This window comes from Micromonospora sp. NPDC047812 (genome assembly GCF_040704175.1).
Lineage (GTDB): Bacteria > Actinomycetota > Actinomycetes > Mycobacteriales > Micromonosporaceae > Micromonospora.
Genome location: NZ_JBEYRY010000003.1, coordinates 380,523 through 407,005 on the forward strand (window position 1 = coordinate 380,523; position 26,483 = coordinate 407,005).

General features: G+C 74.4%; 20 protein-coding genes and 1 pseudogene. 15 read left to right on the forward strand and 6 right to left on the reverse strand.

Features of this window, described 5'->3' with window-relative positions; all coding sequences use genetic code 11:
* The first annotated feature begins 397 nt into the window (after nucleotides 1-397).
* A complete protein-coding gene (gene leuS, locus AB0883_RS16775; protein ID WP_366642046.1) occupies nucleotides 398-3,232 on the forward strand; it encodes a leucine--tRNA ligase in 2,835 nt (944 codons plus the stop codon).
* Between the two features lie 130 nt (nucleotides 3,233-3,362).
* Here leuS and AB0883_RS16780 read toward each other — a convergent pair whose 3' ends face one another.
* The gene (locus tag AB0883_RS16780) at nucleotides 3,363-4,217 is read right to left on the reverse strand and encodes a hypothetical protein (protein WP_366642047.1); all 855 of its coding nucleotides are present in this window, start codon (nucleotides 4,215-4,217) and stop codon (nucleotides 3,363-3,365) included.
* Entirely contained in the window at nucleotides 4,214-5,137 is a 924-nt protein-coding gene (locus AB0883_RS16785) for an ABC transporter ATP-binding protein (protein WP_366642248.1), read from the reverse strand. Before AB0883_RS16785 ends, AB0883_RS16780 begins: the two co-directional genes overlap by 4 nt.
* Nucleotides 5,138-5,261: 124 nt before the next feature.
* Between AB0883_RS16785 and AB0883_RS16790 the strand changes: the two genes are divergently transcribed.
* Both AB0883_RS16790 and AB0883_RS16795 read left to right on the forward strand, forming a co-directional pair.
* Nucleotides 5,262-6,509, forward strand: coding sequence for a histidine kinase (locus tag AB0883_RS16790; RefSeq protein ID WP_366642048.1), 1,248 nt, complete (start codon nucleotides 5,262-5,264; stop codon nucleotides 6,507-6,509).
* Nucleotides 6,506-7,162, forward strand: a complete 657-nt coding sequence (locus tag AB0883_RS16795) for a response regulator transcription factor (protein ID WP_366642049.1) — start codon at nucleotides 6,506-6,508, stop codon at nucleotides 7,160-7,162. The genes AB0883_RS16790 and AB0883_RS16795 overlap by 4 nt, the downstream gene beginning before the upstream one ends.
* A 151-nt stretch (nucleotides 7,163-7,313) precedes the next feature.
* Here AB0883_RS16795 and AB0883_RS16800 read toward each other — a convergent pair whose 3' ends face one another.
* Genes AB0883_RS16800 through AB0883_RS16815 form a run of 4 tightly spaced genes read right to left on the reverse strand, consistent with a single transcriptional unit; the run spans nucleotide 7,314 to nucleotide 10,809 of the window.
* Nucleotides 7,314-8,162 carry a phosphotransferase gene (locus AB0883_RS16800; RefSeq protein WP_366642050.1) on the reverse strand — a complete coding sequence of 283 codons (849 nt, stop codon included), beginning with the start codon at nucleotides 8,160-8,162 and terminating at the stop codon, nucleotides 7,314-7,316.
* A 7-nt stretch (nucleotides 8,163-8,169) separates the two neighbouring features.
* Entirely contained in the window at nucleotides 8,170-8,853 is a 684-nt protein-coding gene (locus AB0883_RS16805; RefSeq protein WP_366642051.1) for a VTT domain-containing protein, read from the reverse strand.
* Complete coding sequence (locus AB0883_RS16810; protein ID WP_366642052.1) at nucleotides 8,850-9,572, reverse strand: glutamine amidotransferase; 723 nt, start codon at nucleotides 9,570-9,572, stop codon at nucleotides 8,850-8,852. Before AB0883_RS16810 ends, AB0883_RS16805 begins: the two co-directional genes overlap by 4 nt.
* On the reverse strand, nucleotides 9,562-10,809 hold the full coding sequence (locus AB0883_RS16815) for a MurT ligase domain-containing protein (RefSeq protein WP_121400920.1): 1,248 nt from the start codon (nucleotides 10,807-10,809) through the stop codon (nucleotides 9,562-9,564). The genes AB0883_RS16810 and AB0883_RS16815 overlap by 11 nt, the downstream gene beginning before the upstream one ends.
* A 355-nt stretch (nucleotides 10,810-11,164) precedes the next feature.
* Between AB0883_RS16815 and mraZ the strand changes: the two genes are divergently transcribed.
* The 12 genes and pseudogenes from mraZ (at nucleotide 11,165) to ftsZ (ending at nucleotide 26,475) form a co-directional block, all read left to right on the forward strand.
* Complete coding sequence (gene mraZ, locus AB0883_RS16820) at nucleotides 11,165-11,596, forward strand: division/cell wall cluster transcriptional repressor MraZ (protein WP_121400551.1); 432 nt, start codon at nucleotides 11,165-11,167, stop codon at nucleotides 11,594-11,596.
* A 205-nt stretch (nucleotides 11,597-11,801) separates the two neighbouring features.
* Nucleotides 11,802-12,915, forward strand: a pseudogene (rsmH, locus tag AB0883_RS16825) (16S rRNA (cytosine(1402)-N(4))-methyltransferase RsmH).
* Nucleotides 12,905-13,510, forward strand: coding sequence for a septum formation initiator family protein (locus tag AB0883_RS16830; protein WP_366642053.1), 606 nt, complete (start codon nucleotides 12,905-12,907; stop codon nucleotides 13,508-13,510). The pseudogene rsmH and the gene AB0883_RS16830 overlap by 11 nt, the downstream one beginning before the upstream one ends.
* A 5-nt stretch (nucleotides 13,511-13,515) precedes the next feature.
* Nucleotides 13,516-15,729 (forward strand): penicillin-binding protein 2, encoded by a 2,214-nt coding sequence (locus AB0883_RS16835; protein ID WP_366642054.1) that lies wholly within the window; start codon nucleotides 13,516-13,518, stop codon nucleotides 15,727-15,729.
* Nucleotides 15,730-15,781: 52 nt separating this feature from the next.
* Nucleotides 15,782-17,344 (forward strand): UDP-N-acetylmuramoyl-L-alanyl-D-glutamate--2,6-diaminopimelate ligase, encoded by a 1,563-nt coding sequence (locus AB0883_RS16840; protein WP_366642055.1) that lies wholly within the window; start codon nucleotides 15,782-15,784, stop codon nucleotides 17,342-17,344.
* Entirely contained in the window at nucleotides 17,341-18,765 is a 1,425-nt protein-coding gene (gene murF / locus AB0883_RS16845) for a UDP-N-acetylmuramoyl-tripeptide--D-alanyl-D-alanine ligase (protein WP_366642056.1), read from the forward strand. Before AB0883_RS16840 ends, murF begins: the two co-directional genes overlap by 4 nt.
* On the forward strand, nucleotides 18,762-19,889 hold the full coding sequence (mraY, locus tag AB0883_RS16850; RefSeq protein ID WP_366642057.1) for a phospho-N-acetylmuramoyl-pentapeptide-transferase: 1,128 nt from the start codon (nucleotides 18,762-18,764) through the stop codon (nucleotides 19,887-19,889). The genes murF and mraY overlap by 4 nt, the downstream gene beginning before the upstream one ends.
* Before the next feature lie 308 nt (nucleotides 19,890-20,197).
* Nucleotides 20,198-21,610: a putative peptidoglycan glycosyltransferase FtsW gene (locus tag AB0883_RS16855; protein WP_366642249.1), complete on the forward strand. Its 1,413-nt coding sequence runs from the start codon at nucleotides 20,198-20,200 to the stop codon at nucleotides 21,608-21,610.
* The gene (gene murG, locus AB0883_RS16860; protein ID WP_366642059.1) at nucleotides 21,610-22,716 is read left to right on the forward strand and encodes an undecaprenyldiphospho-muramoylpentapeptide beta-N-acetylglucosaminyltransferase; all 1,107 of its coding nucleotides are present in this window, start codon (nucleotides 21,610-21,612) and stop codon (nucleotides 22,714-22,716) included. The genes AB0883_RS16855 and murG overlap by 1 nt, the downstream gene beginning before the upstream one ends.
* Before the next feature lie 31 nt (nucleotides 22,717-22,747).
* Nucleotides 22,748-24,301, forward strand: coding sequence for a UDP-N-acetylmuramate--L-alanine ligase (murC, locus tag AB0883_RS16865; RefSeq protein WP_366642060.1), 1,554 nt, complete (start codon nucleotides 22,748-22,750; stop codon nucleotides 24,299-24,301).
* A complete protein-coding gene (locus AB0883_RS16870; protein WP_366642061.1) occupies nucleotides 24,298-25,113 on the forward strand; it encodes an FtsQ-type POTRA domain-containing protein in 816 nt (271 codons plus the stop codon). Before murC ends, AB0883_RS16870 begins: the two co-directional genes overlap by 4 nt.
* Before the next feature lie 246 nt (nucleotides 25,114-25,359).
* Nucleotides 25,360-26,475, forward strand: a complete 1,116-nt coding sequence (gene ftsZ / locus AB0883_RS16875; protein WP_121400560.1) for a cell division protein FtsZ — start codon at nucleotides 25,360-25,362, stop codon at nucleotides 26,473-26,475.
* The last annotated feature ends 8 nt before the right edge of the window (nucleotides 26,476-26,483 follow it).

Genomic DNA, 26,483 nt, shown 5'->3' on the forward strand with positions numbered 1-26,483 from the left:
GATCGGGCCGTCGCGCTCGGTGCCGGTGATGATCACGAAGGGGTGCCGCGGCCCGCGTCCGTCCGGGGTCGCCGTCCCGACCCGTGGCGGCGGGCGACGTGCGGGACCGGGCGGCGGGGTACACTCCCGGTCATGGCCGGATTCTTCCTGCTTCTTACCGGGCCGTGCTGATGCGCTGACGCGCGACAGCACGGCGGCCCCTCCTGCGCGAGGGGCTTTTTTGTGCCCTCCGCCGGACGCCCCGGTGGTCGGCACCCGGCACCGGCGCCGGCCCTCGGGCGGCGCGGCGCCGGCGGCGGACAGACCCGAGCCAGACCGACATGACCGCGCCGAGCGAGGTCAGCACCCAGCCCGGCCGCGGCGTGGCCGGCGGCGACGAGCGAAGCGAGGAGACGCCATGAGTGAGGCAGCACCGGCCGACATTCCCCCGTTCCGGTACACCGCGGCCCTGGCCGAGGAGATCGAACAGCGCTGGCAGGACGCCTGGGCGCGGGAGGGGACGTTCCACGCCCCGAACCCGACCGGCCCGCTGGCCGACCCCGGTCACCCCCGCGCCGGGGCGGAGAAGCTGTACGTCCTGGACATGTTCCCCTACCCGTCGGGCGCCGGCCTGCACGTCGGGCACCCGCTGGGCTACATCGGCACCGACTGTTTCGCCCGCTACCAGCGGATGGCGGGGCGCAACGTGCTGCACGCGATGGGCTTCGACGCGTTCGGCCTGCCCGCCGAGCAGTACGCGGTGCAGACCGGCACCCACCCGCGGACCACGACCGTGGCCAACATCGAGCGCTACAAGGCGCAGCTGCGCCGGCTGGGCCTGGCCCACGACGAGCGCCGCTCGGTGGCCACCATCGACACCGACTTCTACCGCTGGACGCAGTGGATCTTCCTGCAGGTCTTCAACTCCTGGTACGACACCGGGGCGAAGCGGGCCCGCCCGATCGCCGAGCTGATCGCCGAGTTCGAGGGCGGCAACCGGCCCACGCCCGACGGGCGGCCGTGGGCGGAGCTGTCCGTGGCCGAGCGCCGGGCCGTCGTCGACGAGCACCGGCTGGCGTACGTCTCGCAGGCGCCCGTCAACTGGTGCCCGGGGCTGGGCACCGTGCTGGCCAACGAGGAGGTCACCGCCGACGGCCGCTCCGAGCGCGGCAACTTCCCGGTCTTCAAGCGCAACCTGAAGCAGTGGATGATGCGCATCACCGCGTACGGCGACCGGCTGCTGGACGACCTGGACACGCTGGACTGGCCCGAGCCGATCAAGCTGATGCAGCGCAACTGGATCGGCCGCTCCACCGGCGCGCACGTCGACTTCCCGACCACTGTCGCGCCGATCCGGGTGTTCACGACCCGGCCGGACACCGTCTTCGGCGCCACCTACATGGTGCTGGCCCCCGAGCACGAGCTGGTCGACGCGCTGACGCCGGCCGCCTGGCCCGAGGGGACGAAGGACGCGTGGACCGGCGGGCACGCCAACCCGCGCGCGGCCGTGGAGGCGTACCGCAAGGCGGCGGCGGCCAAGACCGACGTCGAGCGGCAGGCCGACACGAAGGAGAAGACCGGCGTCTTCGTCGGGGCGTACGCCACCAACCCGGTCACCGGTGGGCGGATCCCGGTCTTCGTCGCCGACTACGTGCTGGCCGGCTACGGCACCGGCGCGATCATGGCGGTGCCCGGCCAGGACGAGCGGGACTGGGCGTTCGCCGAGGTCTTCGAGCTGCCGATCGTGCGTACCGTGCAGCCGGCGGAGGGCTTCGACGGCAAGGCGTACACCGGGGACGGTCCGGCGATCAACAGCGCCGCGCCCGAGCGCGGCCTGGACCTGAACGGCCTGGGGGTGGCCGAGGCGAAGGCCCGGATCATCGAGTGGCTGGAGGCCAACGGGCACGGCACCGGCGCGGTGACCTACCGGCTGCGCGACTGGCTGTTCTCCCGGCAGCGTTACTGGGGCGAGCCGTTCCCCATCGTGTACGACGAGACCGGAGCGGCCATCGCCCTGCCGGAGGAGATGCTGCCGGTCGAGCTGCCCGAGGTGGACGACTTCTCGCCGCGCACGTTCGACCCGGAGGACGCCGACAGCAACCCGGAGACCCCGCTGTCGCGCCGCCGCGACTGGGTCGAGGTGGAGCTGGACCTGGGCGACGGCCCGAAGCGCTACACCCGCGAGACCAACGTGATGCCGCAGTGGGCCGGCTCGTGCTGGTACGAGCTGCGCTACCTGGACCCGACCAACTCGCAGCGCTTCGTCGACGCGGAGAACGAGGCGTACTGGATGGGGCCGCGCGGCGAGGGCGACTGCGGTGGCACCGACCTGTACGTCGGCGGCGCCGAGCACGCCGTGCTGCACCTGCTGTACGCGCGGTTCTGGCACAAGGTGCTGTACGACCTGGGGCACGTCTCGTCGTTCGAGCCGTTCCGCAAGCTGTTCAACCAGGGCTACATCCAGGCGTACGCGTACACCGACGCCCGGGGCGCCTACGTGCCGGCCGAGGAGGTGACCGAGCGCGACGGCGGCTTCTACCTGGGCGACACCCAGGTCAACCGCGAGTACGGCAAGATGGGCAAGTCCCTGAAGAACGTGGTCACGCCGGACGAGATGTGCGCCGCGTACGGGGCGGACACGTTCCGCGTCTACGAGATGTCGATGGGTCCGCTGGAGGTGTCCCGTCCGTGGGAGACCCGGGCGGTGGTCGGGTCGTACCGGTTCCTGCAGCGGGTCTGGCGGGCGGTCGTCGACGAGCAGACCGGCGCGCTGCGGGTCACCGACGCGCCCGCGGACGAGGCGACCCGGCGGCTGCTGCACAAGGTGGTCGACGGGGTCCGCGGCGACATGGAGGCGATCCGGTTCAACACCGCGATCGCCAAGCTGATCGAGCTGACCAACGGGCTGACCCGGCTGACGGAGACCCCGCGCGAGGTGGCCGAGCCGCTGGTGCTGATGCTGGCGCCGTTCGCCCCGCACGTCGCCGAGGAGCTGTGGCGCCGGCTGGGGCACGACACCTCCCTGACGTACGCGGACTTCCCGACGGCCGACCCGGCGCTGCTGGTGGCGGAGACGGTGACCTACCCGGTGCAGATCAACGGCAAGGTGCGGGGCCGTGTCGAGGTCCCCGCCGACGCGTCCGAGGAGACCGTCCGCGCGGCGGCCCTGGAGGCGGTGGCCGGTCCCCTGGCCGGCAAGGAACCCCGCAAGGTCATCGTCATCAAGGGCCGCATGGTCTCCGTGGTGGCCTGACCCCGCCCCGACCCCTCGCGTCGATCATGCAGTTGTGGTGGGGACGAAGTCCCCGGGCCGGGATGAACCGGCCACCGGAACTGCATGATCGACGCGCCGGGGCGGGGTGGGGCGCGGGGGGCCGGGTGTGTCAGGGGTCGCGGCGGTGGGTGAGGGTGATCGCCGTGAGGGTGGCCGTGAGGGACCAGGCGGCCAGGGTCAGCCAGGAGCCGGTGACGGTGGCCGGGTACGGATCCGGGTTGAGGACGTCGGGGTGCACCTCGATCAGGCGCAGCCAGGCCGTCAGCGGCAGGGCGTTGTACAGCTCGGCGATCCACCGGTGCTCGTCGCTGTCCACCGCCATCGGCACCAGCACGAGTACCGCCGTGGCCGCGGCCACGGCCCCGGCGGCGTGTCGGGCGAGCGCGCCCAGACCCATCCCGACCAGCGCGCACACGGGCACCAGCACGGCGCTCGCCGCGACGGCGCGCGGCACCCCCGGTTCGCCGATCGACCAGCCGGCGCCCCGGTCGGCGAGGATCGCCTGGGACACCCAGAACGAGGTCGCCGCGGTGACCGTGCCGAACACGAGCATGACCCCGGCCAGTACGGCGGCCTTCGCCGCGACCACCGCGCGGCGGGCCGGGACGGCGGCGAACGTGGCCCGGATCAGCCCGCTCTGCTGCTCGCCGACGATCGTCAGCGCGCCGATGGTGGCCGAGGCGAGGATCAGCAGCAGGTAGCCGGCCTCGGGGAAGGCGTCGCGCACCGGCCCGTACAGGCGGAACATCTCCCGGCGCCCCTCGGGGTACGCCGGCCAGTTCCGGTGGTCGGCGAGGCTGGCGTTGACGCTGACCCCGACCACGAACAGGTGGACCAGCGGCAGCGTCCAGCGGGTCGAGCGCAGCGACCAGAGTTTGATCCACTCGGCGGCCAGCAGGTCGCGGAAGCGGACCGGCGCCCCGGTCACGGCCGGTCGGCGGGTCGGCCCGGTCACGGCGGTCATCGGGTCCCCTCCCCGGCGAGGTACTCGACGCTGTCGGCGGTGAGTGCCATGAAGGCCTCCTCCAGCGAGGCGGTACGGGTGGTCAGCTCGTGCAGCCCGACGCCGTGGGCGAGCGCGAGGTCGCCGATCCGCGCGGCCGTCAGGCCGGTCACGACGAGCGCCCCGGCGTCGTCCGGTCGGACGTGCGCGCCCTCGGCCGTGAGCACCTCGGACAGCGTCGCCCCGTCGGGCGTACGGACGGTCACGGCGGCGCGGGTGCTCCCGGCGGCGAACTCGGCGAGGCTCTGCTCGGCGATCAGCCGGCCCCGGCCGATCACCACGAGCCGGTCGACGCAGTTCTGCATCTCGCTCATCAGGTGGCTGGAGACGAAGACCGTGCGCCCCTCGGCCGCCAGCCGCCGGAACAGGTCCCGTACCCACCGCACCCCCTCCGGGTCGAGGCCGTTGAACGGCTCGTCGAAGAGCAGGACGGGCGGGTCCCCGAGCAGCGCGGCGGCGATCCCGAGCCGCTGCCGCATGCCGAGCGAGAAGCCGCCGATGCGCCGCCGCGCGACGGCGGACAGGCCCACCTCCCGCAGCACCTCGTCGACCCGGGCGCGCCCGATGCCGTTGCTGCGGGCCAGGGCCGACAGGTGGGCGACGGCGCTGCGCCCGCCGTGCACGTCCCCGGCGTCGAGCAGCGCGCCGGCGTGGCGCAGCCCGCGCGGCCGGTCGGCGAACCGGATCCCGTCCACGGTGACGGTGCCGCTGGTCGGCGCGGTGAGCCCGATGATCATCCGTAGCGTGGTGGACTTGCCGGCCCCGTTGGGGCCCAGGAACCCGGTCACGTGGCCGGGGCGCACGGTCAGGGTGAGGTCGTCGACGGCCGTCGTGCGGCCGTACCGTCTCGTCAGGGCGTTCAGTTCGATCACTCCACCCACGCTGCCGGGCGGCGGGCGGCGGGGCGTCGCCCCGGCGGCCACACCCGGCGGCCGGCGACCCGCCCCGGGGCGTACGCCCGTGGGCCGATGCCCGGGCGGCGGCGGGCTGGCTACCGTGTGCGGCATGGATGCGACCGCACCGCCGCCGCGCCGCGCCCCGGCGCTGGTGCGGGCGGTGCTGCCCTGGATCGGCGTCGCGGTGCTGCCGGTCGCCGTGCTCATGGCCCCGGTCGTGGCGTCGAGCCGCGACGGCGTGGGGTTCGGCGACTGGTGGCTCTCCGAGCGTTACCTGGTGCCGCTGCTGGCCCTGGCCCCGCCCGCCGGCCTGCTGCGCCGCCGGCCGGTGCTGGTCCTGGCGCTGATGCTCGTCGCGGCGTGCGTGGTCACCGTGGTCGTCAACGTCCCGGAGGACGGCTACCTGGCCGACATCTGGTACGCGCAGTTCCTGGCGGTGGACACGGTGGTGGGGCTGATCGCGGCGAGGAGGTCGCGCCGCGTCTCGGTGCCGGTGGCCGTCGTGGTGCTCGCCGTGCAGATCACCGCGAGCTTCGTGAACCCCTCGACCGACCCGGTGAGCCGCGCCATGATCTCCGTGCTTGCGGTCGTCACCGCGTGGACGGTCGGCAACTCGGTGCGGGCCCGGCGCGGCTACGCCGAGGCGCTGCGGTCGCACGCCGCCGCCGAGGCGGTCACCGCCGAGCGGCTGCGCATCGCCCGCGAGCTGCACGACATGGTCGCGCACAGCATCGGGGTGATCGCCATCCAGGCCGGCGTGGGGGCCCGGGTCATCGACACCCAGCCGGCGCAGGCGCGCGCCGCGCTGGCCACCATCGAGGCGACCAGCCGCGACACCCTGGCCGGCCTGCGGCGTACGCTCGGCGCGCTGCGCCGCCCGCAGTCGGAGTCGGCGTCGCTGGATCCGACGCCCGGGCTGGACGACCTCGACCGGCTGGTCGCCGCCGCGGCCGACGCCGGGGTGCGGGTGGACCTGCGGCGCGACGGCGAACGACGGCCGGTCCCGGCCGAGGTCGACCTCGCCGCGTTCCGGATCGTGCAGGAGGCGCTCACCAACGTGGTACGACACGCGGGCAGCGGCCGGTGCCGGGTCACCGTCACGCACCTCCCCGACGAGGTCGCCGTGGAGGTCGTCGACGACGGTCGGGGCGGCGCGGTCGGCGGCGAGGGGCACGGCATCGTGGGTATGCGGGAACGCGTCGCCCTGGCTGGCGGCCGGTTCCACGCCGGACCGGGCCCGGAGGGCGGCTTCCGGGTGGCGGCGTCGCTGCCGGTGCCACCGTCGACGGCGGTGTCACCGGTCCCGCCGGCGGCGGTGGAGCCGGCCGGGTCGCGGACCGGGGCGGGGGAGCGGTGAGCGTCCGGGTGCTGCTCGTCGACGACCAGCCACTGGTCCGCGCCGGCCTGCGGGTGCTCATCGCCGACGCCCCCGACATCGACGTCGTCGGCGAGGCGGGCACGGGGGCCGAGGCGGTGCGGCTGGCCCGCGAGGTCGTGCCGGACGTGGTGCTGATGGACCTGCGGATGCCCGGCATGGACGGCATCCAGGCCACCCGCGCGATCACCGCGCACGGCGGCGTCACCCGCGTTCTCGTGCTCACCACCTTCGACGACGACGAACACGTGCACGCCGCGCTGCGCGCCGGCGCGAGCGGGTTCCTGGTCAAGGACATGGCGCTGGACGACATCCTGGGCGCGGTCCGGGTGGTCGCCGCCGGGGACGCGCTGATCGCCCCCGGGGTCACCCGCCGGCTCATCGCCGAGTTCGCCCGCCGGCCGGCCCCCGCCGCCCCGACCCGGGCCCTCGACGGCGTCACCGAGCGGGAGCGCGAGGTGCTGACGCTCGTCGGCCGGGGCCTGTCCAACGGCGAGATCGCCGCCGAGCTGGTGATCAGCGCGGCCACCGCCAAGGCGCACGTGGCCCGGCTGTTCAGCAAGCTGGGCGCCCGCGACCGGGTGCACCTCGTCATCGCCGCCTACGAGGCGGGGCTGGTCTCCCCGGCGGGATGAGGCGCGCGACCGGGTGGGGCGGGCGCGCTCCGGGCGGTCAGCGCAGCGTGGCCGTCGGTCGGTGCGCCGCGGAGCCGGTCAGCGCAGCGTGGCCGCCGTGCGGGCGCGGAGCCGGTCAGCACGCCGTGGCCGCCGCGCGGCGCGGAGCGGGTCAGCGCAGCGCGGCCGTGACCACCCGGCGGTGCTCGGCCAGCCAGTCGTACCAGCCGTGCACCATGTCGGCGACCCCCGCCTCGCGGAGCTGGCGCATGGCCGGGTCGCCCCGCTCCGCGCCGGCCGCGATCCCGCGCCAGGTCCCGTCGATCTGGGCGAGCATCACGTCGACCAGTTCGGCGCGGGGCAGCGCGAGCGACCCCGTGCCGGCCGCCTCGTAGGCGTCGCAGAGCAGCCGGGCGCGCCGGCCCAGCTCCACCGGGTCGGCTCCCGGCCCCGGCGCCGCCCAGTGCCAGGCGGCGAAGGCGACGTCCTCGACCCGCCGGCCGGGCGCGGCGAGGTCCCAGTCGATCAGCGCCACGGGCAGCGGGCCGGCGGGGGAGTCCCGGTACACCGTGTTCTTCGGGGACAGGTCGCGGTGGCAGACCGTCTCGGCGTCCCCGGCCAGCGGGCTGCCCGCGCAGGCGTCGTGCAGCCGCCGGACCAGCTCGGCCAGCCGGGTCAGCGCCGGGTCGGCGAAGTACGCCGGATCCTCCCTGTCCCGCCACGGCACCCGGCCGTCGACGTGGCTGAGCACCTGCCGACCCTGCTCGTCCGTGCCGAGGTGGCGGGGCGCGACGTCCGCGCCCACCCGCTCCAGGTGCCGCAGCAGCGCGGCGACGAACTCGGCGTTCTCCGGCGGCGTACGCCGGACGGTGTCGCCGACCCGGACCACCTCGGCGATGAAGCCGCCGCGCAGCCGCTCCTCGGCGACGGTCGGGTCGACGCGGCCGGTGGCGCCGCTCGGCTGCCGCCCTTGGTGTTCCGGCCCGGTGCCCTCGCCCGCTCCGGGCGACCCGCTGCGCACGCCGGCCTCAGCTCGGCCCGAGCCGGCGCTGCCGCTCGGCGCGCCACCAGCGGCGGATCAGCACCACGCTGGCGACGAGGCCGAGCGCGGCCGGAGCGGCGCCGAACCAGTTGACGTCGCCCGGGGAGGTGACCGCCGCGCCCACCGCCGCGTAGCCGAACGCGGTGGGCGCGGAGGCGATCACGCTGCCGGCGAGGAACGGCAGCACCCGGGCGCCGGTGGTGCCGTAGCCGTAGCTGACCAGCCCGAAGCCGGCGATCGGCAGCAGCCGTACGGTGATCACGCCGAGGACGCTCTGCCGGGCGAACCAGCCGTCCAGCCGGGCCAGCCGGCCGCGTACCCGGGCGGCGACGAACTCCCGCCCGAGCAGGCGGCCGACCGTGAAGCCCAGCGCCGCGGCGAGCAGCGCGGCGCCCAGCGCGTACGCGGCGCCCTCCAGCGCACCGAAGATCGCCCCCGAGGCGAGCGTGATGAAGGTCCGGGGGACCAGCGCGACCAGCAGCAGCGCCCCGCCGAGGACCGCCGCCACGGGAGCGAGATCGCCCAGCCGGTCCGCCAGCCGGGGCAGCTGCTGCGCGTCGGGCAGGTCGACGACGAGCAGCACCGCTCCGAAGGTGACGAGCAGGAGCAGCAGCAGGGCGAACCGGACGGCCGACGGCTGCCGCAGCAGCCGCCGGACGGCGGGGATCATGCCCGGGCGGCGGCGGCCACCGCGGCGCGGCGCTCGGTGCGCAGCCGATCCGGCCAGGTGTCGTCCAGCGGCGGGAGCTGGTGCGCACCCGTGGCCCAGCGCAGCAGCAAATCCGCGAGGGCGGGATTGCGGGCCAGGGCCGGGCCGTGCGAATACGTGCCGAGCAGCTTGCCCCGCCACGCCCCCTCGGTGGCGCCGTCGTTGCCGACCCCGGCGGTGACCCGGGCCAGCGGGGAGACCCCCGGGCCGAGGTGGGTGCGCCCACCGTGGTTCTCGAACCCGGTCAGCGCCGGCACGCCCAGCCGCGGGTCGATCTCGCCGGCCAGCTCGCCGACGGCGCGGGTCGGCCCCCGGTCGGAGGAGAGGTCGAGCAGCTCCAGCCCGGCGCAGAGGGTGCCCTTGGCGAAGAACGAGGTGCCGAGGAGCTGGTAGCCGGCGCAGACCCCGAACACGACCGAGCCCTGGGCGACCGCCCGGTGCAGGCCGCCGTCGGCGAGCAGCCGCTGCGCGCCGAGCGCCTGCGGGCCGTCCTCGCCGCCGCCGATGAGGTAGATGTCGGCGGTGGAGGGCAGGCGCTGGTCGGAGCGCACCTCCAGCACCTCGACCGGGAAGCCGCGCTGCCGCGCCCGGCGGGCGAGGATCAGGGCGTTGCCCCGGTCGCCGTAGGTGGAGAGCAGGTCGGGGTAGATCCAGACGATGCGCAGGCTCTCAGTTGACACGGTCCAACTCCGCTCGGATGTCCTGGAACGCGGTGTAGTTCGCGATGACCTCCAGGCGCCCCGGGGGCACCGACCGGACGGCGTCGGCGAATGTCCGCACATGCTGGAAGGGCACGTCGTTGACCTCCAGCCGGACCGCGAGGTCGTACGCGCGGTCGCCGGTGATCAGCACCTGCCGGCCCCGTAGCGGGGCGAAGTCGACGTCGAAGAGCCACGAGGTGTCCAGCCCGTCGGGGTCCCGGGCGTTGATGGAGAGCAGTGTCGGGGCGACGTCGGCCATGTCGAAGGCCTCCAGCCAGCTGGCCGGGTTCTTCGCCAGCAGCAGCCGGATGTTGCGCCCGTCCCGGTCGACCTGCGCGTAGCGGCCCGCCACGGAGGTGACGGTGCCGAGCTGGAGCACGGCGTCCACGGGCCGGACGCCGAACTCGGCGGCGACGGCCAGCGCGGTCGCGGCGTTGCCGACGTTGACCTTGCCGGGGAGCTGGAGCTTGACCTTGTGCCAGGCGCCCGTCGGGTCGAGCACGCCGTCGTCCTCCACCGTCCACTGCGGCTCGGGCCGGCGCAGCGGGCAGCCGCTGCACCACCACTGGTCGCCGGAGCGCTGGATGGTGGAGCCGCACTCGGGGCAGACCCAGGAGTCGTCGTGCCAGCGCTGCCCGGCGCTGAACCAGGTGACGTGCGGCGGGGCGATGCGGTGGTCGTGGTTGGGCGGCGGGGTGGCGGCCCACACCACCATCGGGTCGTCGGCGTTGGCGACGACCCGCACGTTGGTGTGCCGGACCAGCGCGGCGCGCCAGAGCTGCGCCATCATGGCGACCTCCTTGGCCCGGTCGAGCTGGTCGCGGGAGAGGTTGAGCAGCGCCACCACGTGCGGCTCGGTGGCGTCCAGCACCTGGGCGAGGTAGTGCTCGTCCACCTCCAGCACCGCGTAGGGCGTGCTGCCGGCCTTGGCGAGCGCCGAGGTGTGCCCGGTCGGCATGTTGGCGCCGAACGAGTTGGTGGCGACGCGGCCGAGCACGCCGACCGCCGCCGCGGTGAGCCGGGTGGTGGTGGTCTTGCCGTTGGTGCCGGAGATCAGGGCGATGGCACGCCCGGCCGACAGGTGGGCCAGCAGGTCCGGGTCGATCTTCAGGCCGATCCAGCCGCCGATCACGGAGCCGTCACCGCGCCCCGCGGCCCGCGACAGCGCCGCGGCGGTCCGCGACACCGAGCTGGCCACCTTTGCCCGCAGGGGCATCTTCGCGTCCGTCACCCGAGCGAGGTTACCGGACCGGCGACCCCGTCAGATCGCCGCCGACGGCGAACCGTTCGGCCGGGGTGACCCGACGGGGTGGTCGGAACGCGCTCAGCCGGACGGAGTCGATCTATGTCGGAAAGCGGACCGGCCCGGCGGGCCCCGCGGCCCTCCACTCCGCTCCACCCCCGTTGACGTGCGGTTTTGCGCGCCAAAAGGCCGCGCCACGCGGGCGATTCTGGTTGCGGGTGGAGGGAAGTGGAGTAGAGTGGGGCGCAGTGGTGAGGCCGGGAGGGCCCACCGGCCCGGGGGGTCAGCGGCGCCGCGAACGCCGCTCAAGGGCGAGGGGGTTGGGCCGATGTTTCTCGGCACCCACACCCCACGCCTGGACGACAAAGGCCGGTTGATCCTCCCGGCGAAGTTCCGGGACGAGTTGGCGGGGGGTGTCGTGATCACCAAAGGGCAGGATCGCTGCCTCTACGCCTTCCCGATGCCCGAGTTCCAGCGGATCGCGGAGCAGTTGCGCGCGCAACCGATGACGAACAAGGCGGCCCGAGCCTACAGCCGGGTCTTCTTCGCCAGCGCGCACGACGAGGTGCCCGACAAGCAGGGCCGGGTGACGATCCCGGCCCACCTGCGGGCCTACGCCGCCCTCGACCGGGATCTGGTCGTGATCGGCGCGAGCACCCGGGTGGAGATCTGGGACAAGGCTGCCTGGGAGACCTACCTCGCGGAGAGCGAAGACGACTTCGCCGACATCGAGGAGGGGGTGCTGCCCGGCGGTCTGTAGGGCGTGACGGCGCCCGACGTACTGCGAGATCTCCACCCGCTTTCGAGTTCCTGGCACCCCTTCCCCGGTGCCAGGCGCACGATCCGATCGGAGGGCCGCGGCCTCCGACGGGCGGGAGCGGATGGGGATCTGGCGGTACGACGGCACGGCGTCGTCCGACGACAGACGCGTGAAGGACGAAGGTTTCACACCAGTGGGGGTCGACATGGGGGAGCTACGCGGCACGCACGTGCCGGTGCTGCTCGAGCGGTGTCTCGAGTTGCTGGCCCCCGCGCTGGGCCGGGGCGGGCGGACGGTCCACGTCGACGCGACGCTGGGCCTGGCCGGGCACGCCGAGGCGGTGCTCGAGGCGCATCCGGAGACGGTGCTGATCGGGCTGGACCGGGACACCGAGGCGCTCGCCCACGCGCGCGTCCGGCTGGCCCGCTTCGCCGACCGCGTCCACCTGGAGCACGCCGTCTACGACGAGCTGCCGGAGGTGCTCGGCCGGCTGGGCTACCCGGCGATCGACGGGATCCTGTTCGACCTGGGCGTCTCCTCCCTGCAACTCGACGCACCCGACCGCGGGTTCGCCTACGCGCAGGACGCCCCGCTGGACATGCGGATGGACCAGACCCGGGGGGTGACCGCCGAGGAGGTGGTCAACACGTACGCCCATCCGGACCTGGCCCGCGTGCTGCGGGTCTACGGCGAGGAGAAGTTCGCGGGCCGGATCGCCTCGGCGATCATCCGCGAGCGCGAGCGGAGCCGGATCACCTCGTCGGCGCGGCTGGCCGAACTGGTCAGGGAGTCCATCCCGGCACCGGCCCGACGAACCGGGGGACACCCGGCCAAGAGAACGTTTCAGGCTTTACGGATCGAGGTAAACAAGGAGCTGGCAGCGCTGGAGACGGCGCTGCCGGCCGCGCTCGACAAGCTCAACGTGGGCGGCCGCATGGTGGTCCTGTCCTACCACTCGCTGGAGGACCGGCTCACCAAGGCGGCGCTCAGCGACCGGGTCCGCAGCAAGGGCCCGGTCGACCTCCCGGTCGAACTGCCCGGGTCCGGTCCGACGTTCCGGCTGCTCAGCCGGGGCGCCGAACTGCCCGGGGAGGCGGAGGTCGCCGCGAACCCGCGGGCCGCGTCCGTGCGGCTGCGGGCCGCGGAGCGACTCGACCCGGACGCGGCGCAGCAGGGGGGTACCGACCGCGAACGGTACCGCCGGCGGGTCAAGGCGATGCACCAACCAGGGGCGGGGTCCCCCGGATCCGACACGGATCCGACGGACCCCGGGGGACGGGACAGGGACGGACGAAGAGGGGGAGGGACATGACTATTGACAAGCGCGACCGCCGGGACATCGCCGGCGGCGGGCAGCGCGCACCGCGGTCGGGGGGCCGGACCGCGGCGGAGCGGGCCACGCGCATCGGGACCGGCACGCCGCGGGCGGACCGCGCGAACCGGCAGGGGGAGACTCGCGCCCGGGGGGCGCGCGAGTTCCCGACCCAGGGCAGCGCCGCGCTGCGACCGGCCGAGCGGGACGTCGCCGTCACGGCGCGTACGCCCCGGCTGCGGGTGGCGCCGCCGCCGCCGGTGAAGGTGCCGCGGGCGCCCTTCGCCGCCCTGGTGCTGGTGCTGGTGGTCGGCGGGGTGCTCGGTATCCTGCTGGTCAACACGAAGATCAACGAGAACGCCTTCCGGCTGGAGAAGCTCCAGGAGCAGCAGGCCAAGCTCGACGTGGAGCAGCAGCAGCTGAACAAGCAGATCGCCGACGCGGAGGCCCCGGGCAACCTGGAGGCCCGGGCCCGCAAGCTGGGTCTGGTGGAGGCGGGCGAGCCGGCCTACATCCGGCTGCCCGACGGCAAGGTCATCGGCGTGCCGCAGCCGGCCGGGGGCCAGCCCTCGATCACCAGCCAGCAGGGCGCGGGAGGCTGACGACCGTGCCGCCGAGATCGGAGGAACCGCGCCGGGACGCCACAGGCTCCCGGCGCGGTTCGTCGCGTAACGCCGGTGGCCGGGGCGGCGAGCCGCGCTCCGGCGAGCCGGGGGTCGGTGGCATCTCCGACGCCCGGGCGTACACCCCGCGCGGGCGCACCGTGCGCGAGCAGCGCGCCGGCGGTCGCGCCGAGCGGGACGCCGACGCCGGCCCCGCCGAGCAGCGCCGGACGCCGCGCAGCACCCGCTCCGGCGACCCGTTCCGCCCCGCCCTCCAGGTCCTCGACGGCGGGCGCGCGGGCGCCGGCCGGACCGGCCGCCGGGAGGCGGCGGGCCGCTCCGGCGTCGTCCGCACCGTCACGCCGCGCACCCCGCGTCACGACGACGAGCCGCCGGCGCCGCGCCGCCGCGCCGCGCCGCGCCCCGCGCGCCGGCCGGACCGTCCCGCCGCCCGGCGGCCGTCGCGCAAGCCGCCGAAGCCGCCCCGGCTGGCCGACCCCCGCCGCCGGCTGCGGCTCGGCACCGTGCTCACCCTGACGCTCTTCGCCGTCATCGGCATCCGGCTGGTCGTCCTCCAGGCCGTGGAGACTCCGGCGTACGCAGGCGGTGGCCTCGCCGACCGGCTGCGCACCGTCACGCTGCCGGCGGCGCGCGGCGCCATCTACGACCGGTCCGGCGCCCCGCTGGCGCACAGCGTCGAGGCGCGCTACGTCTACGCCGACCCCACCCAGATCGAGGACCAGCAGGCCACCGCCAAAGCGCTGTCCCCGCTGCTCGGCATGCCGGCGTCGGAGCTGGCCGAGAAGATGAAGCCCCGCAAGCGGGTCAACGGCGACGACTCGCAGTTCGAGTACCTCGCCCGGGGGGTGGACATCGACCGGGCCCGGCAGATCACGGCGCTGGAGCTGCCCGGCATCTACACCCACCGCGACGAGCGGCGCGAGGTGCCCGGCGGGGACCTCGCGGCCAACCTGCTCGGCTTCACCAGCCAGGACATGGTCGGGCTGGAGGGGCTGGAGGCCCGCTACGACGACGTGCTGCGCGGCACGGACGGCAAGCGGGTCTACGAGGTCGGCCTCGGCGACCTGGCCGCCCCGATCCCCGGCGGCTACAGCGAGACGACGAAGGCCAAGCCGGGCAGCTCGCTCCAGCTCACCATCGACCGCGACCTGCAGTTCATGGTGCAGCGGATGCTGAGCCGGCACATGGCGCAGAGCAAGGGCAGCACCGGCGCCGCCGTGGTGATCGAGATCCCCTCCGGCGAGGTGCTGGCCCAGGCCAGCCACCCCACCTACAACGCGGCGAAGCCCGTGCCGAGCGACCCGACCGACCGGGAGGACGCGGCCACCAGCTTCGTGGTCGACCCCGGCTCGGTGCACAAGGCGATCACCTTCGGCGCCGCGCTCCAGGAACGCGTGATCACGCCCGACACCACGCTGCCGGTCGCCAACGGCATCAAGAAGGGCGGCGTCTGGTTCACCGACACGCACAAGGCGCACGGACAGCGGATGAGCCTGCCCGGCATGATGGCGTACTCGTCGAACGTCGGCACCATCCAGATCGCCGACAAGCTCGGCCCGGAGCGGCTCATCGACTACCAGAAGCGCTTCGGCCTCGGCGAGCCGACGCGGGTGGGCATGCCCGGCGAGGCCAGCGGGCGGCTGCTGCCGGCCGACGAGTGGAGCGGGTCGTCGGCCGGGTCGGTGCCGATCGGGCACAGCGTGGACGCCACGCCGCTGCAGATGGCCGCCGTCTACGCGACGATCGCCAACAACGGCACGTACGTGCAGCCGCGCCTGGTCAAGGAGGTGATCGGGCCGGACGGGAAGCGTACGCCGACCGACCCTCCGGTCACCCGGTCGGTGCTCAGCCCGGAGAACGCCGCCGCGCTGCGGCACATCCTGGAGGCGGTCACCACGGTCGAGGACGCGACCGGCAGGGCCGCGGCGATCCCCGAGTGGCGGGTCGCCGGCAAGACCGGCACCGGCTGGCGGCTGGTCGACGGGCGCAAGCAGCTCGGCGAGGTGGCCTCGTTCATCGGGATGGCCCCCGCCGAGAAGCCGCGCTACGTGATCGCGGTCTTCGCGCACACCCCCTCCGGCGGGGGCGGGGACATCGCGGCCCCCGCGTTCCGGGACATGATGCAGTTCACTCTGCGTCACTACGGGGTGCCACCCAGTGGGGAGAAGGCCCCGAAGTTCACGGTCTATCCGCGTTGAGCGGCCACGCCGCGACATCATCGGTGAGTGCGGACGAACCACCGGGGCGGCAGTGCGGCCGGAACCGGACGACCGGGTAGGGTCTGACGCCGTGCCCGGCAATCCTCGTCCCCGTACCGTGATCGGTGTCCGGCTCGGCGACCTCGCCGCCCGGCTCGCCGTCGAGCCCCCGGAGGGCGCCGCCGAGCTGGTGGTGGCCGGGGTGACCCACGCCAGCCAGGAGGTCCGCCCCGGCGACCTGTACGCGGCCCTGCCGGGCGCCCGCCGCCACGGGGCGGAGTTCGCCGCCGGCGCGGCGGCCGCCGGCGCGGTGGCCGTGCTGACCGATCCGGCCGGCGCCGCCGCGGTGGCCGAGGCGGGCCTGCCGGCGCTGGTGGTGTCCGACCCGCGCGCGGCGCTGGGCACCCTCGCCGCGGCCGTCTACGGCGACCCGACCGAGGGCTTGACGGTGATCGGGGTGACCGGCACGGCCGGCAAGACCTCGACGGCCTACCTGGTCGAGTCCGGCCTGCGCGCCGCCGGCCACACCACCGGCCTGATCGGCACCGTCGAGACCCGCCTCGGCGACCTGGCGATCGACAGCGTGCGCACCACCCCCGAGGCCACCGACCTGCACGCCATGCTGGCCGCCGCCCGCGAGCGCGGCGTCACCGCCGTGGTCATGGAGGTCTCCAGCCACGCCCTGGCGATGGGCCGGGTCGGCGGGGTCCGGTTCACGGTCGGCGGCTACACCAACTTCGGCTCCGACCACCTGGACTTCCACGCCGACACGGCGGACTACTTCGCCGCCAAGGCGCAGCTGTTCGACGGGCGCTGCGCGGTCGAGGTGCTCAACCACGACGACCCGGCGCTGAAGTCGCTGTACGGCCCGGCGACGGTCACCTACTCGGCGGCCGGTGACCCGACGGCCACCTGGTGGGCCGACGGGATCGGCGGCGAGGGGTACGCGCAGCGGTTCACCGCGCACGGCCCGGACGGGCTGACCCTGCCGGCCGGCGTGGCGCTGCCGGGCCGGCACAACGTGGCCAACGCCCTGCTGGCCATCGCCGCGCTGGTCGCCGCCGGGGTGGACCCGCGGACCGCCGCCGCCGGGGTCGCCGCGTGCGGCGGGGTCCCGGGCCGGCTGGAGCTGGTGGACGCCCCCGGGCCGGTCCGGGGGGTGGTCGACTACGCGCACAAGGCGGACGCGATCGTCGCCGCGCTGGCGGCGTTGCGGGAGTACGGCGCCGGCCGGCTGATCTGCGTGATCGGTGCCGGCGGGGACCGGGACCGGGGCAAGCGGCCGGTGATGGGCGCCGCCGCGGCGGAGGGAGCCGACGTGGTACTGGTGACCGACGACAACCCACGCACCGAGGATCCGGCGGCGATCCGGGCCGAGGTGCTCGCCGGCGCCCGGGGGGCCGGCACGGCGGCCCGCGTCGAGGAGGTGGCCGACCGCCGGACGGCGATCGACGCGGCGGTCCGGCTGGCCGAGCCGGGCGACGTGGTCGCGGTGCTCGGCAAGGGCCACGAACGCGGGCAGGAGATCGGTGGCGAGGTGCTCCCGTTCGACGACCGCACCGAGCTGGCCGACGCGCTGCGCGCCCGCTTCGCCGACCCGGCGGGTCAGCGGTGATCCCGCTCAGCCTGGCCGAGGTCGCCTCGGCGGTCGACGGGCGGCTGGCCGGCGCCGACCCGCAGGCCCGGGTCACCGGTCCGGTCGAGTTCGACTCGCGCAAGGTGCGCCCGGGGGCGCTCTTCGTCGCCTTCCCGGGCGAGAAGGTGGACGGGCACGACTACGCCGCCGGCGCGGTGGCGGCCGGCGCGGTGGCGGTGCTCGGCACCCGCGCGGTGCCCGGCGTGCCGATGGTGCTGGTCGACGACGCGCTGGCCGCGATGGGCCGGCTGGCCCGCGCGGTGGTCGACCGGCTGCCCGGGCTCACCGTCGTCGGGTTGACCGGCTCGTCGGGCAAGACCACCACCAAGGACCTGATCGCGCAGCTCACCGCGCGGCTCGGCCCGACCGTCGCCCCGCCCGGGTCGTTCAACAACGAGCTGGGGCACCCGTACACGGCGTTGCAGGCCGGGCCCGAGACCCGCTACCTGGTGATGGAGAAGGGCGCCCGGGGGGTGGGGCATGTGCGCTACCTCTGCGACGTGGTGCCGCCCCGGATCTCCGTGGTGCTCAACGTCGGGGTGGCGCACATCGGCGAGTTCGGCTCGGTGGAGACGATCGCGCTGGCGAAGGGCGAGCTGGTCGAGGCGTTGCCCGCCGACGGCCTGGCCGTGCTGAACGCCGACGACCCGCTGGTCGACGCGATGGCCTCGCGTACGGTCGCCCGGGTGGTCCGCTACGGCGAGGCGGCGCACGCCGACGTGCGGGCCGAGGACGTGACGCTGGACGACCGGGGACGGCCCGCGTACACCCTCGTCACCCCGGAGGGCACCGCGCCGGTGCGGCTCGGGTTGACCGGCCGGCACCAGGTGTCCAACTCGCTGGCCGCCGCCGCGGTGGCCCGCGAACTGGGCATGCCGCTGGCCGAGCTGGCCACCGCGCTGGGCGCCCTGGGACTGGTCTCCACCCGTCGGATGGACGTCTTCGAACGCGCCGACGGGGTGACCGTGATCGACGACTCGTACAACGCCAATCCCGCCTCCATGGCGGTCGCGCTGCGCGCGCTGGCCGGCATCGGGCGGGAGCGGCGCACCGTCGCGGTGCTCGGCTACATGGCCGAGCTGGGCCCGTTCGAACGCGACGGGCACGCCGAGGTCGGCCGGCTCGCGGCCGAACTGGGCGTCGACCGGCTGCTCGTGGTGGGCGAGCCGGCCGCGCCGATCCACGAAGGCGCGACATCCGTAGGTGACTGGGGAGGAGAGTCGGTGCTGCTCACCGATCAGGCGGCGGCCGTCGAGGTGCTGCGGAGCGAGTTACGGCCGGGCGACGTCGTCCTGGTGAAGGGCTCGCGGTACCGCACCTGGGAGGTGGCCGACGCGCTGCGCGCGGAGGCCGCCGGTGGCGGGGCGAACGGGCAGGCGACGGAGGGCGGCACCGCATGAGGGCGGTCATCGTCGCCATCGGGGTGGCCTTCCTGGTCTCGCTGCTCTGCACCCCGATCGCGATCAAGGTGTTCGCCCGGCTGAAGGCCGGCCAGCCGATCCGATCGAACCTCGGGCTCGCGAGCAACGAGGGCAAGAAGGGCACGCCGACGATGGGCGGCGTGGTGTTCATCCTGGCCACGGTCATCGCGTACGTGGCCGGTCACCTGGCCCTGACGACCCTGCCGGACGCGCAGATCGCCCAGGTCGAGCCGACGATCACCGCGCTGGTGCTGCTGGGGCTGATGGTCTTCTCCGGCGCCGTCGGCTTCATCGACGACTTCCTCAAGGTGCGCAAGCGGCACAGCGGCGGGCTCAACAAGCGGGGCAAGCTGCTCGGCCAGATCCTGGTCGGCGCGGTCTTCGGTGTGGTGGCGCTCTACTTCCCGAGCACCATGACCGACGCCTCGGGCGCGGAGACCAACACCGAGACCGTGGGCAGCACGACGCTCAGCTTCATCCGGGACATCCCGGCGCTCGACATCACCAAGATCGGCGCGGTGGTCATCTTCATCTTCGTGGTGATGGCCGCGACCAACGGCGTCAACCTCACCGACGGCCTCGACGGCCTGGCCACCGGCGCCTCGGTGATGGTCCTCGCCGCGTACGCGCTGATCGCCTTCTGGCAGTACCGGCACTGGTGCGCCGACCCGAACTACACCCAGGACTACTGCTACTCGGTCCGGGACCCGCTGGAGATCGCGCTGATCGCCGGCGCCGCGGCCGGGGCCTGCGTCGGCTTCCTGTGGTGGAACACCTCGCCGGCGCGGATCTTCATGGGCGACACCGGCGCGCTGGGCCTCGGCGGCCTGATCGCCGGCATGGCGATGTCCACCCGGACGATCCTGCTGCTGCCGATCATCGGTGGCCTCTTCGTGATCATCACGATGTCCGTGGTGATCCAGATCATCTCGTTCCGCACCACCGGCAAGCGGGTGTTCCGCATGTCGCCGTTGCAGCACCACTTCGAGCTGGCCGGGTGGAGCGAGGTCAACATCGTGGTCCGGTTCTGGATCATCGCCGGGATCGGCGTGGCCATCGCGCTGGGCCTGTTCTACAGCGAGTTCCTCGCCAACATGACCTGAGCCGGCCGGCCGTTCCCGCCGCGGGGCCCGGGCGCGTGTCGCCTCGGCCCCGCGGCGCGTCCGGCGGCCGGGACGCTCCGCGCGCCCCGGCGCAAGCCCGACACGCCGACCCGGCGGTTGCGCCGGTGGCGGCCCCGCGGAACCGCCATGATGGTCGGGTGGGGGAGGGACGAGGCATCGAGGTCACGGCGGAGGGCACGTCCGGGCGGTCGGCGGGAGGCAGACGTACGCGCGACGCGCCCGCCGCGACGCGGGGGCCGGACGATCCCGGTGCCCAGGTGCCGCGCGGGCTGGACCCGGCGGGCGGGCTGGCCGCGCTGCGCGGGCTGCTGGACCGGCCGCTGGCCTCCTACTACCTGCTGCTGTCCAGCGCCGGCCTGCTGCTGCTGATCGGCCTGACCATGGTCTTTTCCGCGACCAGCGTCCGGGACTACGCGGAGAACGGCAACGCCTCGACGTCCCTGGTCAAGCAGGCGATCTTCGCGGTGATCGGCATCGTCGCGTTCTGGGCGTGCCAGCGGCTGCCGGCGACGACCTACCGGTCCCTGGGCCGGCCCCTGCTGTTCACCGCCGTCGGCCTGCTGCTGGTGCTCAACCTGCTGCTCGCGTACGCCCGGCTGACCAAGCAGGACTCGGCCCAGATCGGCCCCGTCGAGGCCCGGCTGCTCTGGCTCTTCGTCGGCGGCATCCAGGTGCAGCCCTCCGAGTTGGCGAAGTTCGCCCTGGTGCTCTGGGGCGCCCACGTGATCGCCCGCAAGGGCGCCGCGCTGGGCTGGTGGCGCGAGCTGGCCACCCCGCTCTTCCCGGTGGTCGGCCTGCTCTTCGTCCTGGTCGGCTACAACGACCTCGGCACCATGCTCTGCCTGCTCGCGGTGGTGGTCGGGCTGCTCTGGGCGGCCGGGGTGCGGATGCGCGTCTTCGGCACCCTCTCGGTGCTCGGGCTGATCGGCGTCGGCCTGCTGATCGCCGTGGCCTCGCTCGGCGCGGGCTCGGGTGCGCGCGGCGAGGAGAACTACCGCTTCGCCCGGCTGACGTCGTTCTTCAACCCACCCGACCCGCAGGACTGCAAGCTCGAGGGCTGCTACCAGATCTACCAGGGGCGGCTGGCCATCGAGCACGGCGGCTGGTTCGGCGTCGGGCTCGGCAAGAGCAGCTTCAAGTTCGGCTGGTTGCCCGAGGCGCACAACGACTTCATCTTCGCGATCCTCGCCGAGGAGTTGGGCGTGGTCGGCTGCGCGGTGGTGCTCAGCCTGTTCGCCGTGTTGGCCTACACCGGCCTGCGGATCGCCCGCCGGGTGGACGACCCGTTCCGCCGGCTGGCCGCCGCCGCGGCGACCACCTGGCTGGTCAGCCAGGCTGTGATCAACATCGGCGGGGTGGTCGGGCTGCTGCCCATCACCGGCCTGCCGCTGCCGTTCATCTCCGACGGCGGCAGCGCGCTGGTCATCACGCTCGCCGCCATCGGGATGCTCGCCTCCTTCGCCCGTGCCGAACCCGACGCCGCCAGAGCGCTGCATGCCCGTCCGCCGGCCCGATGGGTCCGACTACTCTGGGCCCCGTTGCCGCCGCTTCCCGGGCGGCGCCGCCGTCCGGCGGCGCCCCCGGCTGCCCGAGGGTCCGTACCCCGGTCGCGGGAGCGGCGGCCGGACGATGTGGCCGCACCGCGCGGCGTCCGGCTGGCCCGGACGCGCCGCGGGTCGGCGGATGAGAGGAGACGTTGATGGGTCCGCTGCGTTCGGTGGTGCTCGCGGGAGGTGGCACCGGGGGGCACATCTACCCGTTGCTCGCCTTCGCCGACTGCCTGCGCCGACACGACCCCGGCGTCCGGATCACCTGCCTGGGCACACCGAGGGGCCTGGAGAACGAACTGATCCCGCCCCAGGGCTACGACCTGCGCCAGATCCCGGCCTACCAGCTGCCCCGGTCGGTGAACATGAACCTGGTCAAGACCCCCGGCCGGATGTGGACCGCGGCCCGCGCCGCGGGCAAGGTCATCGACGAGGTGCGCGCCGACGTGGTGGTCGGCTTCGGCGGGTACGTCTCCGTGCCGGCCTACCTCGCCGCCTGGCGGCGCGAGCTGCCGATCGTGATCCACGAGGTGAACGTGCCGCCGGGGGTGGCCAACCGGCTGGGGATGCGGTTCACCAACCACGTCGCGGTCGGCTTCCCGCACCAGCCCGCCCAGGCCGAGGCCCTGCGCGACGCCCGGGTGGTGGGCGTGCCGCTGCGCCGGGGCATCGCCGGGCTGGACCGGTTCGCCATGCGCAACGCGGCCCGGGCCCACTTCGGACTCCGCCCCGACCTGCCGGTGCTCTTCGTCGCCGGCGGCTCGCAGGGCGCCCGCTCGATCAACCTCGCCGTGGCCGGCGCGGCCAAGGAACTCGCCCGCAACGGGGTGCAGGTGCTGCACGTGATCGGCGCCCGCAACGAGCCGGTGCCGGTCCCCACCGACCTGCCGGTGCCGTACGTGACGCTGCCGTACCTGTCCGAGATGGAGGCCGGCTACGCCGCGGCGGACCTGATGCTCGGCCGGGGCGGGGCGATGACCTGCGCGGAGGTGGCCGCCATCGGGCTGCCCACCATCTACGTGCCGTACCCGCACAGCAACCAGGAGCAGAAGCGCAACGCGCTGCCCGTGGTGGAGGCCGGCGGCGGGCTGCTCGTCGACGACGCCGAGCTGACCCCCGACTGGGTCGAGCGGACGGTCATCCCGCTGATCCGCGACCCGCACCGGCTGCACGCGATGGGCGCCGCCGCCGCCGCGTACGGCCGCCGCGACGGCGACGAGGCGCTGCTCAACTTCGTCTACGAGGCGGTGGCCCGATGACTCGGCGCACCGCGACGGGAAGGTACTCGGCATGAACACCGCACAGTTCACCCCGGCCGGCACGCTCACCGCCGAGGACCTGGGCACGATCCACCTGATCGGGGTCGGCGGGGTCGGCATGAGCGGGCTGGCCCGGCTCTTCCTCACCCGGGGCATCCGGGTCTCCGGCAGCGAGCTGCGGGAGTGGCCCAGCCTGGCCGGCATGCGCGCTCTCGGCGGCACGATCCACATGAGCCACGAGGCGTCCAACCTCGACGGCGTCGACACGGTCGTCTACTCCTCGGCGATCCCACAGGACCACCTGGAGATGGTGGAGGCGCGCCGGCGCGGCCTGCGCGTGCTGCACCGCTCCGAGGCGCTGGCCGCCGCGATGACGGGCCGCCGGACGGTGGCGGTCGCGGGCACCCACGGCAAGACCACCACCACCTCGATGGTCACCATGGTGCTCCAGCAGGCCGGGCAGGACCCGTCCTTCGTGATCGGCGGGGAGATCTCCGAGGTCGGCTCGGGCGCCCACCACGGCACGGGCGAGCACTTCGTGGTCGAGGCGGACGAGAGCGACCGCTCCTTCCTGATCTACCGCCCGTACGTGTCGATCATCACCAACGTCGAGGCCGACCACCTGAACACCTACGGTGACCTCGCCACGCTGGAGGCGGCCTTCGCCGAGTTCGCCCGGCTCACCGACCCGGACGGCTTCATCATCACCTGCGCCGACGACCCGGGTGGGCGGCGGCTGGCCGAGACGCTGCGCGCGGAGGGCCGTCGGGTGCACACCTACGGCGAGGCGGCCGACGCCGACCTGCGGCTGACCGACATCGTGTCGTCGGCCCGGGGGGTGCGCTACCTGGCGAGCATCGACGGGCGGTCGCTCGGCGAGTTCCGGCTGCCGGTGCCCGGGCGGCACATGGGGCTCAACAGCGCCTCGGCCGTGCTGACCACGTATCTGCTGGGCCTGCCGCTGGAGGCGGCGGAGGGTGCGCTCGCGGCGTTCCCCGGCGTGCGGCGGCGCTTCGAGCGCAAGGGCCTCGCGGACGACGTGCTGGTCTACGACGAGTACGCCTACCACCCGACCTCGATGACGCTGGCGTTGCAGACGCTGCGCGAGGTGGCCGGGGACGGCCGGCTGATCGTGGTCTTCCAGCCCTACCGGCTCTACCGCACCCGTGACCTGCAGGCGGAGATCGCCGAGTCGCTGGCCATCGCCGACGAGCTGGTGCTGCTGGAGGTCTTCGGCCCGGGCGAGCTGCGCGAGCCGGGGGAGGGGTCGGCGGCGCTGATCGAGGCGGTGTCGTTGCCGGCGGAGCGGAAGGTCTTCGTGGACTCGTGGGAGGCCGCGCCGGTGGAGGTGGCCCGGCGGGCCCGTCCCGGCGACGTCGTGGTGACCATGGGCGCCCCACCGATCTCGCTGATGGGGGACCAACTGCTGGCCGCGCTCTCGGCGCGTACGGCCGATCCGGCGGCGCCGGCGGGCACGACGCCCGGCGGCGACGCGGGCGGGACGACGACAATCGGCGGCACCGTCCCCGGCGTCGGCGGTGCCGGCGGCGCGGTCCCGGACGGCGCGGCGCCCGCGGCCGGATGAGTCCCGGCCCGGCGCGGGGGCGCACCACCGGCGCGGACGGCGGCGGCCGGCGCGGGCCGGTGCGCCGGTGGCAGCTGGTCCGTGCCGGCAGCGACGCGGTCCCCGCCTCGACCCGCCGGTTCATGGCCCGGGCCCGGCAGCGTCGGATGCGCGCGGCGCTGCCGTGGGCGGTCGCCGCGGGCGTGCTCGCGGTGGCCGGGCTGGTCGCGTGGACCCTGCTCGGCACCGGCCTGTTCGGGGTGCGCGAGGTCCGCGTCGAGGGCGCCGCGCTCGTCACGACGGTGCAGGTCCGCGACGCGGCCGCGGTGCCCGACGGCGCCCCGCTGGCCCGGGTGGACCTGGCCGCCACCGCGCGGCGGGTCGGCGGGTTGCCGGCGGTCCAGCGGGCGGTGGTGACCCGGGACTGGCCGGACACGCTGGTGGTCCGGGTGACCGAGCGCACCGGCGCGGCGGCGGTGCCGCGCGGGGAGCAGTTCGTGGTGATCGACGGCGCGGGCGTGGTCTTCCGGACCGTGCCACGGCCACCGGACGGCCTGCCGGTGGTCCGGCTCGCCGAGCCGGGCCCGGACGACGGTCCGACCCGGGCGGCGCTGGAGGTGCTCGGCGCGCTCACCCCGCAGCTGCGCGCCGAGCTGGTGGACGTGACCGTCGAGGGGCTGGCCCGGATCACGCTGCGACTGCGCGGCGACCGGGTGGTGGTCTGGGGGGACGCGACCCGGGGCGCGGACAAGGCCCGGGTGGCCAGCGCCCTGCTCGACCGGAAGGCCGACACCATCGACGTCAGCGCCCCGGACGTGGTGACCCTGCGGTGACCGGTGGCTCCGCCCGCGACGTGACCCGTCCCGCTCCGGCGGCGACACGCCGAGCGGGTCCTTGGCTCATCGCGTGAGGGCGCTTACGTTGCCCCGAAGGGGATCAGTGGTTGACATAACTGTAAGCCTCTAGTAGAGGGTGAGGGTTTAATCCTGATCCTCACTGGTGACAGCTTTCGTCGGCCGCTGGTCTGGCCAGGCCTTACCCGGTCGGCCCATGCCAATCTCGAAGGGAAAGGACCGGAGATGACACCTCCGCACAACTACCTGGCGGTCATCAAGGTCGTCGGCATCGGTGGCGGCGGCGTCAACGCCGTCAACCGGATGATCGAGGTTGGGCTCAAGGGCGTCGAGTTCATCGCGATCAACACCGACGCGCAGGCGCTGCTCATGAGCGACGCCGACGTGAAGCTCGACGTCGGCCGTGAGCTGACCCGTGGGCTCGGCGCCGGGGCCAACCCCGACGTCGGCAAGAACGCCGCCGAGGACCACCGCGACGAGATCGAGGAGGTGCTCAAGGGCGCCGACATGGTCTTTGTGACCTGCGGCGAGGGCGGCGGCACCGGCACCGGCGGGGCGCCCGTGGTGGCGAACATCGCCCGCAAGCTCGGCGCGCTGACGATCGGCGTGGTCACCCGGCCGTTCTCGTTCGAGGGCAAGCGCCGTCAGGTGCAGGCGGAGTCCGGAATAGACGAGCTGCGCAACCAGTGCGACACGCTGATCGTCATCCCCAACGACCGGCTGCTGGCGCTCGGCGACCGCAACATCAGCATGATGGACGCGTTCCGCACCGCCGACCAGGTGCTGCTCTCCGGTGTCCAGGGCATCACCGACCTGATCACCACCCCGGGTCTGATCAACCTGGACTTCGCCGACGTGAAGAGCGTGATGAGCGGCGCGGGCAGCGCGCTCATGGGCATCGGCAGCGCGCGCGGCGAGAACCGCGCCGTCGAGGCGGCCGAGGCGGCCATCTCCAGCCCGCTGCTGGAGCAGAGCATGGACGGCGCGCGCGGCGTGCTGCTCTCCATCGCCGGCGGGTCGGACCTGGGCCTGTTCGAGATCAACGACGCGGCCCAGCTCGTCACCGACGCGGCCCACCCCGATGCCAACATCATCTTCGGCGCCGTCATCGACGACGCCCTCGGCGACGAGGTGCGGGTCACCGTCATCGCGGCGGGCTTCGACGGCGGAGCGCCGGCGTATAAGGCGGCCGAGCCGCCCCGCAAGAGCAACCAGAACCAGCCGACGCAGCCGAGCACCCCGGTCGCGCCGCCGGCCACCATGCCGGCGCCGCAGCAGTCGCCCCGCCGGGTGCTCTTCGACGACGTCGACGTGCCCGACTTCCTCAAGAACGGTTCCTGAGTACCGCC

Coding starts and splice junctions, on each gene's coding strand:
- leuS (WP_366642046.1), top strand. CDS start 398: ATGAGTGAGGCAGCACCGGCCGACATTCCCCCGTTCCGGTACACCGCG.
- murC (WP_366642060.1), top strand. CDS start 22,748: ATGAACACCGCACAGTTCACCCCGGCCGGCACGCTCACCGCCGAGGAC.
- AB0883_RS16790 (WP_366642048.1), top strand. CDS start 5,262: ATGGATGCGACCGCACCGCCGCCGCGCCGCGCCCCGGCGCTGGTGCGG.
- mraZ (WP_121400551.1), top strand. CDS start 11,165: ATGTTTCTCGGCACCCACACCCCACGCCTGGACGACAAAGGCCGGTTG.
- AB0883_RS16805 (WP_366642051.1), bottom strand. CDS start 8,853: ATGATCCCCGCCGTCCGGCGGCTGCTGCGGCAGCCGTCGGCCGTCCGG.
- murG (WP_366642059.1), top strand. CDS start 21,610: ATGGGTCCGCTGCGTTCGGTGGTGCTCGCGGGAGGTGGCACCGGGGGG.
- AB0883_RS16830 (WP_366642053.1), top strand. CDS start 12,905: ATGACTATTGACAAGCGCGACCGCCGGGACATCGCCGGCGGCGGGCAG.
- AB0883_RS16870 (WP_366642061.1), top strand. CDS start 24,298: ATGAGTCCCGGCCCGGCGCGGGGGCGCACCACCGGCGCGGACGGCGGC.
- ftsZ (WP_121400560.1), top strand. CDS start 25,360: ATGACACCTCCGCACAACTACCTGGCGGTCATCAAGGTCGTCGGCATC.
- AB0883_RS16780 (WP_366642047.1), bottom strand. CDS start 4,217: ATGACCGCCGTGACCGGGCCGACCCGCCGACCGGCCGTGACCGGGGCG.
- mraY (WP_366642057.1), top strand. CDS start 18,762: ATGAGGGCGGTCATCGTCGCCATCGGGGTGGCCTTCCTGGTCTCGCTG.
- AB0883_RS16815 (WP_121400920.1), bottom strand. CDS start 10,809: ATGCCCCTGCGGGCAAAGGTGGCCAGCTCGGTGTCGCGGACCGCCGCG.